13 protein-coding genes are annotated in these 15,928 nt (G+C 45.1%); 5 read left to right on the top strand and 8 right to left on the bottom strand.

All coding sequences use genetic code 11. The annotated features are described in order from the left end of the window. Together fabV and HUJ19_RS04705 are read left to right on the top strand one after the other, a co-directional pair. On the top strand, positions 1-1,142 hold a 1,142-nt coding region (gene fabV / locus HUJ19_RS04710), incomplete at its 5' end, for an enoyl-ACP reductase FabV (protein ID WP_290622549.1). 271 nt (positions 1,143-1,413) lie between these two features. Next, entirely contained in the window at positions 1,414-1,929 is a 516-nt protein-coding gene (locus tag HUJ19_RS04705; protein ID WP_290622548.1) for a hypothetical protein, read from the top strand. Positions 1,930-2,798: 869 nt separating this feature from the next. Here the strand turns inward: HUJ19_RS04705 and HUJ19_RS04700 are convergent. From HUJ19_RS04700 to mpl, 5 genes are all read right to left on the bottom strand, one after another. Further along, on the bottom strand, positions 2,799-3,392 hold the full coding sequence (locus HUJ19_RS04700; protein ID WP_290622547.1) for an LON peptidase substrate-binding domain-containing protein: 594 nt from the start codon (positions 3,390-3,392) through the stop codon (positions 2,799-2,801). Further along, the gene (locus tag HUJ19_RS04695; RefSeq protein ID WP_290622546.1) at positions 3,385-4,146 is read right to left on the bottom strand and encodes an ABC transporter permease; all 762 of its coding nucleotides are present in this window, start codon (positions 4,144-4,146) and stop codon (positions 3,385-3,387) included. The genes HUJ19_RS04700 and HUJ19_RS04695 overlap by 8 nt, the downstream gene beginning before the upstream one ends. Beyond that, positions 4,143-5,075 (bottom strand): ABC transporter ATP-binding protein, encoded by a 933-nt coding sequence (locus HUJ19_RS04690; protein WP_290622545.1) that lies wholly within the window; start codon positions 5,073-5,075, stop codon positions 4,143-4,145. Before HUJ19_RS04690 ends, HUJ19_RS04695 begins: the two co-directional genes overlap by 4 nt. 167 nt (positions 5,076-5,242) lie before the next feature. Beyond that, a complete protein-coding gene (locus HUJ19_RS04685; protein WP_290622544.1) occupies positions 5,243-5,893 on the bottom strand; it encodes a flavin prenyltransferase UbiX in 651 nt (216 codons plus the stop codon). Next, positions 5,893-7,245: a UDP-N-acetylmuramate:L-alanyl-gamma-D-glutamyl-meso-diaminopimelate ligase gene (gene mpl, locus HUJ19_RS04680; RefSeq protein WP_290622543.1), complete on the bottom strand. Its 1,353-nt coding sequence runs from the start codon at positions 7,243-7,245 to the stop codon at positions 5,893-5,895. The genes HUJ19_RS04685 and mpl overlap by 1 nt, the downstream gene beginning before the upstream one ends. 347 nt (positions 7,246-7,592) lie before the next feature. Between mpl and HUJ19_RS04675 the strand changes: the two genes are divergently transcribed. Beyond that, complete coding sequence (locus tag HUJ19_RS04675; RefSeq protein ID WP_290622542.1) at positions 7,593-8,858, top strand: 6-phosphofructokinase; 1,266 nt, start codon at positions 7,593-7,595, stop codon at positions 8,856-8,858. A 115-nt stretch (positions 8,859-8,973) separates the two neighbouring features. Here HUJ19_RS04675 and HUJ19_RS04670 read toward each other — a convergent pair whose 3' ends face one another. Next, positions 8,974-9,582: an energy transducer TonB gene (locus HUJ19_RS04670; protein WP_290622541.1), complete on the bottom strand. Its 609-nt coding sequence runs from the start codon at positions 9,580-9,582 to the stop codon at positions 8,974-8,976. 140 nt (positions 9,583-9,722) lie between these two features. On the opposite strand from HUJ19_RS04670, the gene HUJ19_RS04665 reads away from it, so the two are divergent. Next, positions 9,723-11,198 carry a rhomboid family intramembrane serine protease gene (locus tag HUJ19_RS04665; protein ID WP_290622540.1) on the top strand — a complete coding sequence of 492 codons (1,476 nt, stop codon included), beginning with the start codon at positions 9,723-9,725 and terminating at the stop codon, positions 11,196-11,198. Positions 11,199-11,250: 52 nt separating this feature from the next. Here HUJ19_RS04665 and HUJ19_RS04660 read toward each other — a convergent pair whose 3' ends face one another. Together HUJ19_RS04660 and HUJ19_RS04655 are read right to left on the bottom strand one after the other, a co-directional pair. Beyond that, positions 11,251-12,696: a B-box zinc finger protein gene (locus HUJ19_RS04660; RefSeq protein WP_290622539.1), complete on the bottom strand. Its 1,446-nt coding sequence runs from the start codon at positions 12,694-12,696 to the stop codon at positions 11,251-11,253. A 718-nt stretch (positions 12,697-13,414) separates the two neighbouring features. Further along, complete coding sequence (locus tag HUJ19_RS04655; protein WP_290622538.1) at positions 13,415-15,418, bottom strand: sodium-translocating pyrophosphatase; 2,004 nt, start codon at positions 15,416-15,418, stop codon at positions 13,415-13,417. Between the two features lie 256 nt (positions 15,419-15,674). On the opposite strand from HUJ19_RS04655, the gene HUJ19_RS04650 reads away from it, so the two are divergent. Further along, positions 15,675-15,928: inorganic diphosphatase (locus tag HUJ19_RS04650; protein WP_290622537.1), on the top strand; the 254-nt coding region annotated here is incomplete at its 3' end.

The following is a 15,928-nucleotide window of genomic DNA, read 5'->3' as shown; positions in this document are numbered from 1 at the left end:
CAGCACACCCACATGGCTGCGTTGCCCATGTTAATGAACAGATTGAATACGTTAAGAATAATATGCCAGCCGATGCCAAAACTGGCCCTAAGAATGTATTAGTGATTGGCTCATCAACCGGTTATGGCCTGGCTTCTCGAATTGTGTCGGCCTTTGGTTATGGTGCAAAAACATTAGGTTTGTTCTTTGAAAAAGAGCCCACCGAAAGCAAGCCTGGCACAGCTGGCTGGTATAACAATCGTGGTTTTGAAATGGCGGCCGACAAAGCAGGCCTTTGGCATAAGAGCATCAATGGCGATGCCTTCTCCAATCAAGCCAAAGAAGACGCCATTAAAATCATCAAAGAAGAAATGGGTAAAATCGACATGGTGGTTTACTCATTGGCTTCTCCTCGACGCCGGGACCCAGAAACGGGCGAAGTCTACAAGTCAGTATTGAAGCCTATCGGTGAAGCGGTTACCGAGAAAACCTTAAATACCGATAAAGGTATCGTGCACGATGTCAGCATTGAGCCGGCTACCGAAGATGATATTCAAAATACCATTAAAGTTATGGGCGGCGAAGACTGGGAGCTTTGGATGAAAGCTCTTGATGAAGCTGGCGTTCTGGCTGATGGCGTTAAGACCGTTGCTTATACCTACATCGGTAAGAAACTGACCTGGCCAATTTATGGTCACGCCACTATCGGTAAAGCCAAAGAAGATCTCGATCGCGCTTCACATGCGATTCATAACCACCTTCAGGAAAAATACAATGGCACGGCCAACGTTGCCGTTCTTAAAGCTGTTGTCACGCAGGCAAGCTCGGCAATTCCGGTAATGCCTTTATATATTTCCTTGTTATACAAAGTCATGAAGGAAAACGGCGTACACGAAGATCCGATCCACCAGATTAAAGGCTTAATCATGGATCAGATGTATGGTGAAAATGCCATTTATGATGATACCCGTCGTTATCGTCTGGATCTTAAAGAGCTTGATGATGCGATTCAAAACAAGGTTGAAGAGCTGTGGCAGATTGCCAATACTGACAACATCAATGAGATTTCAGACTACAAAGGTTATCAACACGAATTCTTCAAGCTATTTGGCTTTGAAGTAGATGGCGTTGATTATGATGCGGATGTAGACCCACGCATCTAAATCAGTTCACTGCTGATTTTTTAAAAAACCGGCAATTTTGCCGGTTTTTTTATGTTCCTTATAAATTTTCCTGATTCGTCTATAGCGCCTGTCATGCCGGCCTTCAGCGCATATTAGTGCTGACTTAATAACAAAAATATACTCTATTCCCTCCTCACTTTTGAAATTAATTTGGAACTCTCAAACTGAGACCTGTCGGACTTCATGAGGGCACGTTTGCCCAAAGTTTTTACTTGAAACCAAGATTTTGAAGTCACCAATGAGGAGATTTATGAGACTTACAACAAAACTTTTAGCACTTCCTTTAGCAACATTGTTCGCCGTAGCGACAGTACAGGCGAACCAGCCACCAGCAGCACAACAGCCAGCGCAAGTTGCTTCACAACAGAAAGTGATGGAAATTCAAACCAAATTAGCGAATGTTCAAAAGCAGGTTATTGAAGAAAATACTGAACTGAAAAAGAAACAGGAAAATCTGCAAGCCAGTTTCAATAGTGTCGCAGCAGAAGCAGGCTTCCCAAAAGAGAAAGAAAAGAAATTCGTAGAACTTCAGAAGAAATTACAAACAGCTGACCCAGCTTCAGAAGAAGCACAGCAAATGCAGGCGCAGTTGCAACAATATCAGCAGGACTTCATGAAAGCTCGTACAGCGATTATAAACGACCCTGAGTTGCAACAGAAGCAACAAGATTATCAATCAAGCCTGATAGCAGCCATGACGGAAAAAGAACCAAAAGTTCAAGCATGGATTCAAGAGTTGAACAGCATGCGTGGCGGTGTTCAGTAATCCAGACTTGATATCGACTTAAGTTCAAAATGCAAAAAGCCGTTTACTGCAAGGTAAGCGGCTTTTTTGTGCCTTGTGCTTTTACTGACTATTGGTATGGACAGTGCATGTATTAAAACCTGTGCGTAGGGGCGAGGGCCTAAGCGCCTGCCCAAAAGATCAAAGGCAGATTATGAATTAAATTCAGAATGACATGCTTTTGTGGTGTGCACTTTCTTGAAGTACAGTCATCCAGCGGCTGTGACCTCGGGATAACTGATATAATTGGTAAAGACAGTGCCTGTGTTACAACCTATACGTAGGGGCGATTCATGAATCGCCCGTACAAAGATAAGCATTCCTTTGGACGGACACACACAGGTCAGCCCCATAGAATATTCATTACAAAGCCTTACCTTACGATCAAATTCTGGTGTAGGTTGTCTCCCAACATCCAATCGGGCGAGCACAGCTCGCCCCTACAGTTTAACTCGAACTATTGTTTTCGTTGGATGATCTCTATTCCATACAAATAATAACGTAGGGTGGGCCTTGGCTCACCGAGATGAATATCACAACAATTTTCCAGCATCAGAAGATTTCTTACAGACAAAAAAAGAGCCCACCTTTCGGTGGGCTAATGGCTTGCGCATTGATAAGCTGCTTTCTATTCAGCTTCTAGCAGAAAGCTAGGCCCAATAGAATTTAGCTGGGGATAAAACACAATTGCTGTGTTCATCTATATAGTAAGCATAAAGCGTGCCAAAAATTTTATCTATTTGATTTAGTTGAAAAATGTTAACTGGTCGATCAGTTTTTGCATGCAAATTTGCAATGTTTGTAAAAGATTTTGACAAAATTACAGGTGAACTGGGTCTCAAGCTTTTTGGTCACTTCATCCAACCGAGCATTTGATACAACATGGCGATTCGTGTGTCGAGGCAACTTTCTTCCAGCACCGCCTGTTTTTGCCGTTCACTGATTGGCATGTATTCTGTTAGGCGTTCGAGCACAAAGCTCAGTTCCGTCCATCGTTCGGGCACATCAAGAATGTCGACCTGGGGATGTTTAGATAAATCACTGAGCAGATTCACCAGCTCAGACTGGTCATCTGTCATGGAGCGCTGTTCAATGTTGTCGAGCCAGGAAACGTTAGCGGTGATAAGCCTGTCGGGCATGATGGTTTGGCTGTTGATGCGAAAACGTTGCTGACCAACGCAAGTGATCAGCAGGAGTCCATTATCTTTCTGGTCGAAGTCGACAATTTCAACATAGGTTCCATATTCAAAAGGAGTTGCTGGAATGCCTGCTTCGTTGCCCTTTTTAATCAGGGTAACGCCAAAACCTTGTTGCTGTGATAATTGTTTGGCAATCATATCCAGATAGCGTTGCTCAAAGATTTGCAGTCTGAGCACGCTATCGGGAAAGACCACCCGCTGTAGCGGGAAAATAGGAATGACTCGATTGGCTTCCTGCTTAGGCACGCAGACCAGTACCTCGATTCAACAGGTAAATGGAAAGACTGGTTAGCGCTGCAATAAATGCCAGGATCAGAACAAAGGCTACGGTAATATCAATGTCCGATGCGCCGAGGAAGCCGTAGCGGAAAGCGTTGACCATATAAATAATCGGGTTGGCTTTTGATACGCCCTGCCAGAATTCCGGCAACAAACTGATCGAGTAAAAAACACCACCCAGATAAGTTAATGGTGTCAGAATAAAGGTCGGAACAATTGCCACGTCATCAAACTTGCGAGCGAACAGCGCGTTAAGGAAACCGCCAATTGCGAATAACACTGACGTTAAAAAGACCACACTGACAACGACAAAAGCGTTATAGATTTTCAGCTCCACAAAGAACGAGGCGATTATGGTGACAATCAGGCCAGTCAATAAACCGCGCAAAACACCGCCGCCAACAAAGCCAAACAGAATGACCCAGTTAGATACTGGTGAAACCATCATTTCTTCGACCGAACGCTGATATTTGGCACTGAAAAATGAGGAGACTACGTTGCCGTATGAATTGGTTATCACCGACATCATAATCAGTCCAGGCACGATATATTCCATATAACCGAAACCACCCATTTCACCAACACGGGAGCCAATAAGGTTACCGAAAATCACAAAATAAAGGGTCATGGTAATCGCGGGCGGCAGCAAGGTCTGGGTCCAGATGCGCGTCCAGCGAATGATTTCTTTGGTAACAATAGTTTGAAAAGCAACTAAATTCATGAGGCCTGCCCTCCTGCCTTATTTTCAGTCAGTCTGACAAACAATTCCTCAAGACGATTCGCCTTGTTGCGCATACTGAGTACCGTGATATTGTGCTGGCTGAGCGCAGCAAAGACACCATTAACGCCCGCGCCTTTATGCACATCCACTTCGAGAGTCGTATCGTCGCGACGACGCACTTCATAGCCCTGAATTTGTGGCAGCTGCTCCGGCAACCCAGTGGTATCCAGCACGAAAGTTTCCATGTCTAATTTTGCCAACAGCGATTTCATGTTGGTGTTTTCGACGATTTCACCATGATTAATAATCGCGATATTGCGACACAGACTTTCGGCCTCTTCAAGATAGTGGGTAGTCAGCACAATAGTAGTGCCTTTCTCATTCAAGTCCTGCATGAACTCCCACATCGAGCGACGAATTTCGATATCCACGCCTGCAGTTGGCTCATCCAGAATTAATAACTTAGGATCATGAATCAAGCCGCGCGCAATCATCAGGCGACGCTTCATACCGCCTGACAATTCTCTTGCCGGACTTTTACGCTTGTCCCACAGGCCAAGCTGCTCCAACAATGGCTGAGCACGTTTTTTGGCTTCTTTGCGGCCAATGCCGTAATAACCAGCCTGTTGCCAGATAATCTGTTCAACACCTTCAAAAATATTGAAATTAAACTCCTGCGGCACCAACCCCAGCATTTTTTTCGCATTGGTTAAGTCACTATCAATATCATGGCCAAACACCTCGACCTTACCGCCAGATTTATTAACCAGCGAACTGATAATACCAATAGTGGTGGATTTGCCGGCACCATTCGGCCCAAGCAATGCAAAGAAATCACCCTGCTCTACCTCAAGGTCAATCCCCTTCAAGGCCTGCACACCGTTTTTATAGGTTTTGCTTAAATTCGAAATGGATAATGCTTTTGTCATTTAGTTACCATGGTTGTGTTTGTTTCGGTGTGCCAAGGCACACCCTACAAATTTGTATGATTCTAAAGCTTGGGCAGACACATTGGTCTGCCCCTACCAAGAACTAATTTGTGCTGCCGTTAAAAATAGGGACAAGTCATAACTTGTCCCTACACAAGGCTCGGCACTTAATTTCCAGAATAGCCCCATCTATGACCTAAGGTGTGGTCAATATCCAAATGATCAAGGATCCGCGCCACCACGAAATCGACCAGATCTTCAATGGTTTTCGGTTCGTTATAGAAACCTGGCGAGGCCGGCATAATGGTCACGCCCATTTCCGATAACTTGGTCATATTCTGTAAATGAATCGTGTTATAGGGCATTTCGCGCGGCACCAATAACAGTTGTCCGCGTTCTTTAAGCACCACGTCGGCAGCACGTTCAATCAAGTTGTCTGATGCACCATGAGCAATGGCACTTAAGGTACCAGTGCTACAGGGGCACACGATCATCTGTTTCGGGGCGCTGGAGCCACTGGCGACCGGTGACATCCAGTTATCGCTGGAGAAGGCTTTTATTTTACCTTCAGCAATACCAAGGTGTTCGCTCAGTTCTTTTTCGATGACACTTGGCGCTTTGCTGACCTGTACCAGAACCTCAGTAGCAAACACCACACGCGCGGCACTCGATAGCATTAAATAGACAGTGTCATAATGATGTGTCAGCTGCTCCAGCAGACGCAGCGCATAAGGGGCACCAGAAGCTCCTGTCACCGCCAGCGTGATAGCTTTGCCAGTTTGCTTTAAACCCGTGTGCTCTAAAGAAGATTCGCTCATTAAGCCGCCAGTTGTTGCAGTAATTTCTGATGAATGGCACCAAAGCCGCCATTGCTCATCACAAGAATGTTGTCGCCCGATTGTACCATTTCCTTGAGCGAATTCAGTATCGAATCGACGTCTGGCAATATCTGTAGATTATCGAACTGATTGACCTGCTCTATCGGAAATTGCCAGTCAAACTCCGCGGGCTTATGGATAATCACCTTATCAGCACCTTTCAGAGAGGCAAGCAAAGTGTCTTTATGAATACCTGAGCGCATGGTCGCAGAACGCAGGTCTACAATGGCAATGACCCGCTGCTGGCCAACTTTGGCGCGGAAACCATCCAATGTCGTTTTTACTGCGGTCGGGTGATGCGCAAAATCGTCATAGACTTTAACCCCACCAGCTTCGCCTTTCAGTTCCATGCGACGTTTAACATTTTTAAACTCAGCAAGAGCATCACAGCAATGACTGGCAGGAACACCTGCATGACGTGCTGCAGCAATGGCGGCCAAGGCATTGTTCACATTATGCAGGCCAATCAAAGGCCAGTTCACCTCTCCCTGTTTTTGACCAGCGAAATACACCTCGAAATGACTGCCGTCATCTTGTAACAACTTATATTGCCAGCCCTGTTCGTCGCCAATCAGCTCTTTGCCTGACCACAGACCACGGTCAACCACATCCTGTAAATTAGCATCAGCTTTAGGATAAATGACCAGACCATTGCCGGGAACGATGCGTAACAGATGATGGAACTGGGTTTTAATCGCTTCAAGATTGGGGAAGATATCCGCATGATCATATTCGAGATTGTTCATGATCAGAGTACGCGGACGATAGTGAACAAATTTGGAACGCTTGTCGAAAAATGCCGTGTCATACTCATCGGCTTCGACCACGAAAAAAGGCGACTCGGTCACTCGCGCCGACAAACCGAAGTTCTCAGGCACACCACCAATTAAAAAGCCTGGATTAAGATTGGCATATTCCAATATCCAGGCCAGCATACTGGCAGTTGTAGTTTTGCCGTGGGTTCCTGACGCCGCCAGCACCCATTTGTCGTGGATGATATTCTCAGCCAGCCATTGCGGCCCTGAGCGGTACTTTAAACCCTGCTCCAGCACATATTCCACCGAAGGATTACCACGCGACATGGCATTGCCCACCACCACACAGTCGGTATGTTCAGGAATATGTTTCGGGTCAAAACCCTGAATCAGCTCAATCCCCTGCTCTTCCAGCTGAGTACTCATCGGCGGGTAAACATTCTGGTCGCTACCACTGACCGAAATACCGCGCTGTTTCGCCAGCAAGGCAATCCCGCCCATGAAAGTGCCGCAAATGCCAAGAATATGAATATGCATGTTATCGATGTTGTTTCTAAGATGTGGGGATAATCATAAGCGAAGCAGAAAAATCCGTCATCTATTGAAGCGATAATTCTCGAAATAAGGTAAAATCGCGTCAATTTTGTGGGTCTTATTGCCCTGCATTAACAAAATTCGATGAGGGCTCGCTCCCTCTCGATTGAAACTAAGTCAATAGAATGGCTCAATGGCGTTTCGAGCATTGCTTAGACAAGGCAGCGCTGATGACAAAAAGCGGAGTTTAGTAATCACTAAATGAGCATTTTTAGAATCAGCGCAACGCCGTATAAGCAGGCGCAGTAGGCAGAGAGTCATTCTGATAGAAGGTACTTTCAGGAAACATTATGGCTAAGAAAAAATACAACGCTTTTTACGCCCAATCTGGCGGCGTAACTGCAGTGATTAATGCAACCGCTTGCGGCGTGATTGAAGCGGCTCGCGCTTCTAAGAACATCGGTAAAGTGTATGCCGGTAAAAACGGCATTATCGGTGCACTTCGCGAAGAGCTGATTGATACCAGCAAAGAGTCGAAAAAAGATATTGCTGGTCTTAAGTTCACACCATCTGGCGCTTTCGGTTCTTGCCGTCATAAATTAAAAAGTATTGAAGAAAACAAGGCAGAATATGAGCGTTTAATCGAAGTCTTCAAGGCGCATGATATTCGCTATTTCTTCTATAACGGTGGCGGTGATTCGCAGGATACAGCACACAAGGTATCTCAGTTAAGTGAAACCATGGGCTACCCGATCACCTGTATCGGCATTCCAAAAACCGTTGATAACGATTTACCGATTACCGATAACTGCCCGGGTTTTGGCTCAGTAGCCAAATACGTTGCCGTCTCCATTCGCGAAGCAGCTTTTGATGTTAAGTCGATGGCTGAGACTTCGACCAAAGTCTTCGTCATGGAAGTCATGGGCCGTCACGCTGGCTGGATTGCTGCAGCCGGTGGCCTGGCTTGCGAAAAAGAAGGCGATGCACCTCATATCATTTTGTTCCCGGAAATTGCTTTCAACAAAGAAAAATTCCTTAAGAAAGTAGAGCGTACCGTTAAGAAGTTCGGTTACTGCGCGATTGTCGTTTCTGAGGGCACAGCTTACAAAGACGGGACTTTCCTGGCTGACGCAGGAACCGTTGATGCCTTTGGTCATAAACAATTAGGTGGCGTTGCCCCGGTTGTTGCCAACATGATTAAAGACGAGCTGGGTTATAAATATCACTGGGCTGTTTCTGATTATCTGCAACGCGCTGCACGCCACATTGCTTCGGCCACCGACGTTGACCAGGCTTATGCCATGGGTAAAGCGGCTGTTGAGTTTGCTGACGCTGGCAAAAATGCGGTTATGCCGACTATCGTTCGTAAGAACACCAAAAAATACAGCTGGACAGTTGGCGAAGCTAAGTTAGCCGACGTAGCTAACGTTGAGAAGATGATGCCACGCAGTTACATTACCCGCGATGGCTTTGGTATCACCGAAGAGTGTCGCCAATATCTACAGCCGCTAATTCAAGGTGAATCCTATCCGCCATACAAAAACGGCTTGCCGCAATACGTTGAGCTTAAAAATGAATTGGTAAAAAAGAAGCTTAAAACCAAGTTTAAGATTTAAATTTTAATTGGTATTGATGGGTTACGCTTTTCAAGCTAACCCATCCTATGATCAAGCTTTTTCTTTTTATAGGTTGGGTTAGAGGCGAAGCCTCGTAACCCAACACTCTGATTCTTCACTCCTGCTCCAAATTAAACTCAATCTTCACCGTCTGACCTTTTACTGATACAGGCTGCCCATTATCCATTGCCGGTCTGAATTTCCATTTCTTTAATGCAGCTATCGCTTCGCGGTCAAATGTCCTTCTTGGTTGCGCATCCATCACTTTAATATTCGACAAGGCGCCACTGGTATCCACGTCATATTGCAGCAACACCCAACCTTCAATGCCCTGGCTTGCAGCAATAATAGGATAGTTAGGCTGGGCCTGAAACAATGGCAAAGCGCTTCTGTTATCCAATAATTCCGGAGCGCCAAATGCGCCCGATGGCGTTGCGATACTGGCATCAAAAGGCTCAAAGTCTACTGTCGGAACTTCTGCTGTATCCACGATAGATGGCTGTAACGGCAGAGCATCACCAGCCGATGGGGCCACTGCTGGGGGTTGTGGCTCGGCCGGCCTTTTAGTGGTTGGCTCCTTCTCCGGTGGTAACGGAGTCACTTCAACTGGTAGCGATGCCTGCCTCTCTGGAGCTTGATGATCACTCTTAATCAACTTGCTCATTAATAGCAGCAAGACAGCAGTCAAGATTAAGCCAATAAAACTGGCGCTTATAATTTTCATACCCTTCTCCTTTGTTCTTATCAAGTTTGTTGTTCACTAATACAAACGGCTCTATTGGAAAAAAGGGTTAATTTATTTTTAACAATGATTCTAAAATCAGTTAGAGTAAGGCCTTTGAGGGATATATATAATTATAAGCAATGTTACTAATACCAGCCGAAAACCGAATTTCAAAGCAAAACCCGCCGATTCTGACGGTTCTTATCATTCTCGCAAACATCATTGCGTTTTTTGCACTACAGACCAATGACAACGACATTTTCTATCAAGGTATAGAATACTACCTTGAAAAGGATATGTTGGAACTTGAGCGAGATGCCCTTGAAGATTATTCATTAGAGGAGAGAGGCGAACTATACGATGCTTTGCGTAATCCTAATGTACCTGAAGAGTACTTAGTTCAATCGGTTCTACTCGACCAAAAATTTGCACAATACATAACGTCTCGTACAGATTACTCGGTGGAATGGCGCAATAAACGAGAAGAGCTTGAGTCCATCCTTAATGAAGCATCCATTTTTAAGTATGCCTTTTTCCCTTCAGATCCCAGTATCTTTACCGCTTTTACCCATATGTTCATGCATGGCGATATTAGTCACTTGATAGGCAACATGATCTTCCTGTTTTTGTTTGGCTATAACCTCGAATTATTAATGGGTCGCACCAAAATGTTTACCACTTATATCCTGTCAGGATTAGTAGCGGTAACCTTCTTCGCTATCACCACCGATGACAAGTTTGTGCCACTTGTTGGGGCATCAGGTGCTATTGCAGGTCTGATGGGAGGATTTGCAGCCTGGTATGGGCTGAAGAGTATTCGCTATTTCTACTGGGTTTTTGTGATCTTTAATTATGTTCGATTACCTGCTGCATTAGTCTTGTTTTATTGGCTGGCAAAAGAATTAGTGCAGGATAGTATGAGCAGTGACAATGTTGCCTATATGGCTCACTTCGGAGGATTAGTCGGTGGCGCCATTTGTGTCTGGCTACTTAAGTTAATCAAACTCAATCCTAAAGCAGCCACCGCGCAGGGCACCAGTGAATTTATTGACATACCGGTAAAAGACGATACAGCGGAACGTATTGATGAGCATTATCGTAAAGCTCTTGAAGCCACACAGAGCCTTAACTTCGAGCAGGCTAAGACTCATTTCTATGCAATTTTGCGCGATCAGCCTTATAACAAAGATGTGTTAAGCCGACTCTATAACCTGGAAAAAGCATCCCCGGAAACCAGTCGCTATGCCAGTTTATGCGCTGATATTATGCAATCCTCTGTTTATAATGACTCTTTGGCGCCACTAGCCGAACAGTGTCTGAATGATTTAAAGCATAATGGTGTTGGCTTCAAGCCGATTCCAGCCAAAACCTTATTGGACTTTGCCCGTAAACAGGTTCGCCATAAAAAGACTGAACCCATCAAGCCGATCATTTCGTTGCTGGTTCAGCACTATCATGATTTGGATAAATTGCCTGACCTGCTATTGCATTTTGCTTTTGCAGCCGGACAAAATGGTGACTGGCAGGGTAAACAGAAAGTCTTAGGATTTGTCAGCCAGAAGTATCCTGATACTTTTGCTGGGCAGGAAGCAAAAAAAGCGCTACAGGAAAGTTAAACCTGTAGCGCTTTTGCATGATTATTGGCTGATCGATTTATGTGTTAGGGATTTATGTGTTAGGACTCAGTGTCTGCTTCATGTTCATACAAACGCCCAACAATCTTTCAGCCTCAGTTTTATGGCTGCCGTGCGGGAACTTGGCAAGCAACTTGTTAAGCAAGTCTATCGCCTTATCATCATCATTCATGACTTCAGCATAAAATTTAGCTTCCGCAGATAGGGCTTTGGCTAGATCCGGATCCTGTCCAAGTCTGTCATGCATGTCAGTAGTCAGTTTTTCAACCACTGGCAACAGCTTTGGATTACGAATGGCACCAATTAATACAGCCCGAGCATTAGCATTCATCGGTTTAAAACGAGGTTCAAACGAATCAATCTCTTGATAAAGAGCTAAAGCATTCGGGGCGTACTTAAACAGATCCTTCTGGTCATAGTAGGCACGCGCAGCTTTAACGGTTGCTACTGGATTCTTACGCGCCATATTTAACTTAATGAGTCGCTCCAGAGCTTGTGCACTGTATTGTGGATTCTTAGCAGTTTCATACAAAGCCGCTTCAGCATCATCAAAGCGCCCTTCCTGAATATAGACATCAGCATGCGCCAGTGTTCTTAACTCAGGAATCGGCTGAACATTTTCATTATTCATAATTTGCTCAGCATCAATGCCATAACCCAGTTCTGCGTGGTATTGATAAACCACATAGCCAAACATACTGAACATCATGATGTAGAAAAACGCTAAGGCTCCATAAATTAATGGATAGGAGAGAAACTCAGGTAACCAGAAGTAAATGGTATTTTGTGCAAACTCAAGACCGACACCGATCAGATAAACAAACAGCACCAATAACAAATAGGGCCAGCCAATACCGGTAACAGTTCTAAGCAAGTCTGAGGGATTTACTGCAGCGCCAATATCTTTCACCATGCCTAGATTTATCATCATTGCAGGAAAGAAAAACCCGATAGCTGCGACATATATAAAAAGGCCAGTTCCGCCGCCTGACAAACCTATCAGAATACCTGCACCAATTAAGACCAGATACAGACCAATGACTTTCCCAGTCATATTGTTTGAGTTATTTAGAGAGACCTCTTCGTGACTCGGTGCATCAAATTCACCTCGGGCAACTTTCGTTAAGACACTAAATACATAAGTAATCCCAACCGAAAAAAGAGCCAATATGAGTGCAATATTGATTAGCCAGATGGGGATGAAGCTGTTAATGATACCCACAACAAAAGCTATCGCCATGAAAATCCCAAGAAAATTCATCGCATTTTTTTGGAAAGGATAGCCGTTGAATAGGCTTAATTTATTCCAAAATGGTTCAACCTGATCGCTGATACCATAGGAATCCATATGGTTACGACACAATAAACAGCGCGGAGCATGCATTCCGGGTTCAACGTCGCAGCAGTCAATACAGAAAGGTGTATCGCAGTGATTACAATGCCATAGTGCTTTTTTATGTAGATGATATTTACAGTTCATACCTAGTCCTTGAACATCAATTTATAAGAATAATTGGTTTTTATGATTATTTTTTGAGACGCACCAGCCACTTTAGCAAAGGTTAGGCAAAATATGAATTTTCTGCGTGTATCGAATTGTAGTTAGCAAGGACAAAGCAAACCCAAAACACCAGGTAGGGGCAGACCGATGTGTCTGCCCTATATAAAGCCAAGAGCAGATCCTGACTTTCGTCAGGATGACCAACTCTGGGCTAGTGCCAAACTTAAAATAAAGGAAATAGCTGTAGCCTCGATAGAACATCGAGGGGCAATCAAAGTTATTGCAGCTAAATTAACAAAACCACTGGATCCCGCGGTCACAGCCGCGGGATGACAGTTTTTTTAAAGTTAAAGCACCAGACATAAGAAGCGAAATGAATTTGCCTTCTGGCGCGGCAAATGGGCTGGTAAATTGAGGAGTTCACAAGTAGTGAATGACTAAATTAACCAGCAATGCACCTACCCTAAAATGTGGGAAATAGCTCAAGTACGAGGCAAAACGTGAAGCGAGCTTGGGAGTTTATAAAAATAAATGATCAAGCTCGCTGAGGGTTTCATTTACTGCACTACGCTCAAGAAGCGAAATAAATTCGCTCTCTGGCGCGGCAAATGAGCTGGGTAATTGAGGAGTTCACAAGTAGTGAATGACGAAATTAACCAGCTCATTTAACAATGCCAGAAGTGAATTTAGACGCTTCCTACAGTAATGGGGCGATGACCAAGGACACAATCGCCATAACATTAATAAGAATATTCATCGATGGCCCCGAAGTATCCTTGAAAGGATCGCCTACGGTATCGCCGACCACTGTCGCGGCATGAACATCCGAACCTTTACCACCGAAGTTGCCTTTCTCAACATGCTTCTTAGCATTGTCCCAGGCACCACCGGCATTCGCCATCATCAGCGCCAGCAATACGGCACTGACCAGAGCACCACCTAGCATGCCACCCAGTGTCTCGGCACCTAGCAGGAAGCCTACTAATGGCGGCGCTGCAACGGCAATAACACCAGGCAGAATCATTTTCTTTAAGGCCGCATCGGTTGCAATGGCAACGCATTTTTCAGTATCTGGTTCAGCCTTGCCTTCGAGTAATCCTGTGATCTCTTTAAATTGACGGCGGATTTCATGAATCATGGCGAAGGCTGCATCACCGACCGCAGTCATGGTAATTGATGCAATCAGGAACGGTATCAGACCACCGATAAATAAGCCCATCAATACCTGCGGATCACCAATGTGCAACACAAAGTCATCAGCACCATGCTTGGCGTTCAAAGTTTCTACAAAGGCTGCAATGATCGCAAGAGCTGCCAGTGCCGCTGCGCCAATGGCAAAACCTTTACCAATCGCAGCTGTGGTATTGCCCAGCTCATCCAACGAGTCTGTAATTTCGCGGGTTTCTTTACCGAGGCCACCCATTTCAGCAATACCGCCTGCGTTATCAGCTACCGGCCCATAAGCGTCAATGGCCATGGTGATACCCACTGTCGCCAACATACCGACTGCAGCAATACCGACCCCATAAAGGCCCGCTAGCTCTGTTGAAATAAAGATGATTGCCGCAAGAGTCAGAACTGGCACAACGACAGATTGCATGCCAACTGCCAGGCCAGAAATCATAACGGTTGCAGGACCTGTTTCGCCCGACTTGGCGATATGACGGATGGGTGCGCCTGAAGTGTAATACTCAGTGACCAGACCAATGATGATCCCGCCGACAGCTCCACACACCACTGCGAACCAGACATTGTTTGATACATCCATATTCTGCAGCAAGAAGTAGGCTGCTATAACAAACAGCACCGCTGCACCGATGGTGCCAACTCGCAGAGCCACTTCTGGCTTGTTGCTGGACATCAGTTTAACAATCATGATGCCTAGAATTGAGCAAATCAGCCCGACAGAGGCTAGTGCTAATGGTGTTGCCATCAATACATTCTGCGCACCTAAATCTGAAGCACTCATGGTTGCAGCAATCGCAATTGATGCGATCATGGCGCCGCAATAGGATTCAAAAATATCCGAACCCATACCGGCCACATCACCTACGTTATCACCGACGTTGTCAGCGATCACACCTGGGTTTCGCGGATCATCTTCAGGAATCCCGGCTTCAATTTTTCCCACCAGATCCGCACCAACGTCAGCCGACTTGGTAAAGATACCACCGCCCACACGACTGAATAATGCTACTGAGGAAGCCCCCATACCAAAGCCATGAATATAGTGAGCAGATTCCGGGTCACCGCCAAAGTACCAATAAAGCCCGCCAAGACCAATCAAACCCAGCGATGCCACGCAAAGGCCCATGATTGAGCCACCAAAGAAAGCAACGCTTAATGCTTCTGCTGCGCCTTTGGTATGCGCTGCTGTAGTGGTTCTAACGTTAGCTTTGGTTGCTGTGTACATACCGATATAGCCAGCCAATGCCGACGATACTGCACCCACTGCAAATGCTAATGCCGTATAACCTCCCAGAGGAGAAAGCCAGAGTATAATAAGTAAAATGCCCGCAAACATGGCGAGCATTCTATATTCTCTATTCATGAAAACCATGGCGCCAGAATGAATGGCGTCACCAATTTTCTTAACCTTGTCTTCGCCTTCCGGATATTTTTTTACGACGAAATAAATGATAAATGCAAATGCCATCCCAATTAGACCTAAGAGCGGTGGCAATATCATGTTGTCTGTCATACATCCCCCATTGTTGTACTGAATGTTGTATTGATATTTATATCTTTGATTGTTATCGGTTTTTTACAAACCTCGAATTCAGTCTATAGCAGTTTTTCGCTTTGTACAATTTTTATGCAATATGTTCACCGATTATTCAATTTATTTTGTGAACAAAGGCCGTTATAATACGCGCCCTTCAAAGACTGAACGGATTTTAGGCTCCACAAGAGCACCGTTCATCGGGTTAACTCTCCTAACACTGAAAGGTAAAACAATGAGCTTGGACAATGTAGGTGCGGGTAAAAACGTACCGGAAGAAATTAACGTCATTATCGAAATTCCAGCACACAGCGATCCGATCAAATACGAAGTAGACAAAGAAACCGGCGCTTTGTTTGTTGACCGCTTCATGGCGACCTGTATGCACTACCCAACAAACTACGGTTATGTGAACAAAACCTTGTCAAAAGACGGCGACCCAGTAGACGTATTGGTTCCAACACCTTTCCCATTACTTCCTGGCTGTGT

Origin of the sequence: Kangiella sp. (genome assembly GCF_014762745.1) — a bacterium.
In the GTDB taxonomy this organism is placed as follows: Bacteria; Pseudomonadota; Gammaproteobacteria; order Enterobacterales; family Kangiellaceae; genus Kangiella.
Note: the sequence above shows the minus strand (reverse complement) of the source record. Positions and strands in the feature narration are given on the sequence as shown.

Bases quoted from the DNA above. Each gene is read 5' to 3' on its own strand.
- HUJ19_RS04685 (WP_290622544.1), bottom strand. From the start codon at position 5,893: ATGAGCGAATCTTCTTTAGAGCACACGGGTTTAAAGCAAACTGGCAAA.
- HUJ19_RS04695 (WP_290622546.1), bottom strand. From the start codon at position 4,146: ATGAATTTAGTTGCTTTTCAAACTATTGTTACCAAAGAAATCATTCGC.
- mpl (WP_290622543.1), bottom strand. From the start codon at position 7,245: ATGCATATTCATATTCTTGGCATTTGCGGCACTTTCATGGGCGGGATT.
- HUJ19_RS04690 (WP_290622545.1), bottom strand. From the start codon at position 5,075: ATGACAAAAGCATTATCCATTTCGAATTTAAGCAAAACCTATAAAAAC.
- HUJ19_RS04675 (WP_290622542.1), top strand. From the start codon at position 7,593: ATGGCTAAGAAAAAATACAACGCTTTTTACGCCCAATCTGGCGGCGTA.
- HUJ19_RS04655 (WP_290622538.1), bottom strand. From the start codon at position 15,418: ATGACAGACAACATGATATTGCCACCGCTCTTAGGTCTAATTGGGATG.
- HUJ19_RS04665 (WP_290622540.1), top strand. From the start codon at position 9,723: ATGTTACTAATACCAGCCGAAAACCGAATTTCAAAGCAAAACCCGCCG.
- HUJ19_RS04670 (WP_290622541.1), bottom strand. From the start codon at position 9,582: ATGAAAATTATAAGCGCCAGTTTTATTGGCTTAATCTTGACTGCTGTC.
- HUJ19_RS04660 (WP_290622539.1), bottom strand. From the start codon at position 12,696: ATGAACTGTAAATATCATCTACATAAAAAAGCACTATGGCATTGTAAT.
- HUJ19_RS04705 (WP_290622548.1), top strand. From the start codon at position 1,414: ATGAGACTTACAACAAAACTTTTAGCACTTCCTTTAGCAACATTGTTC.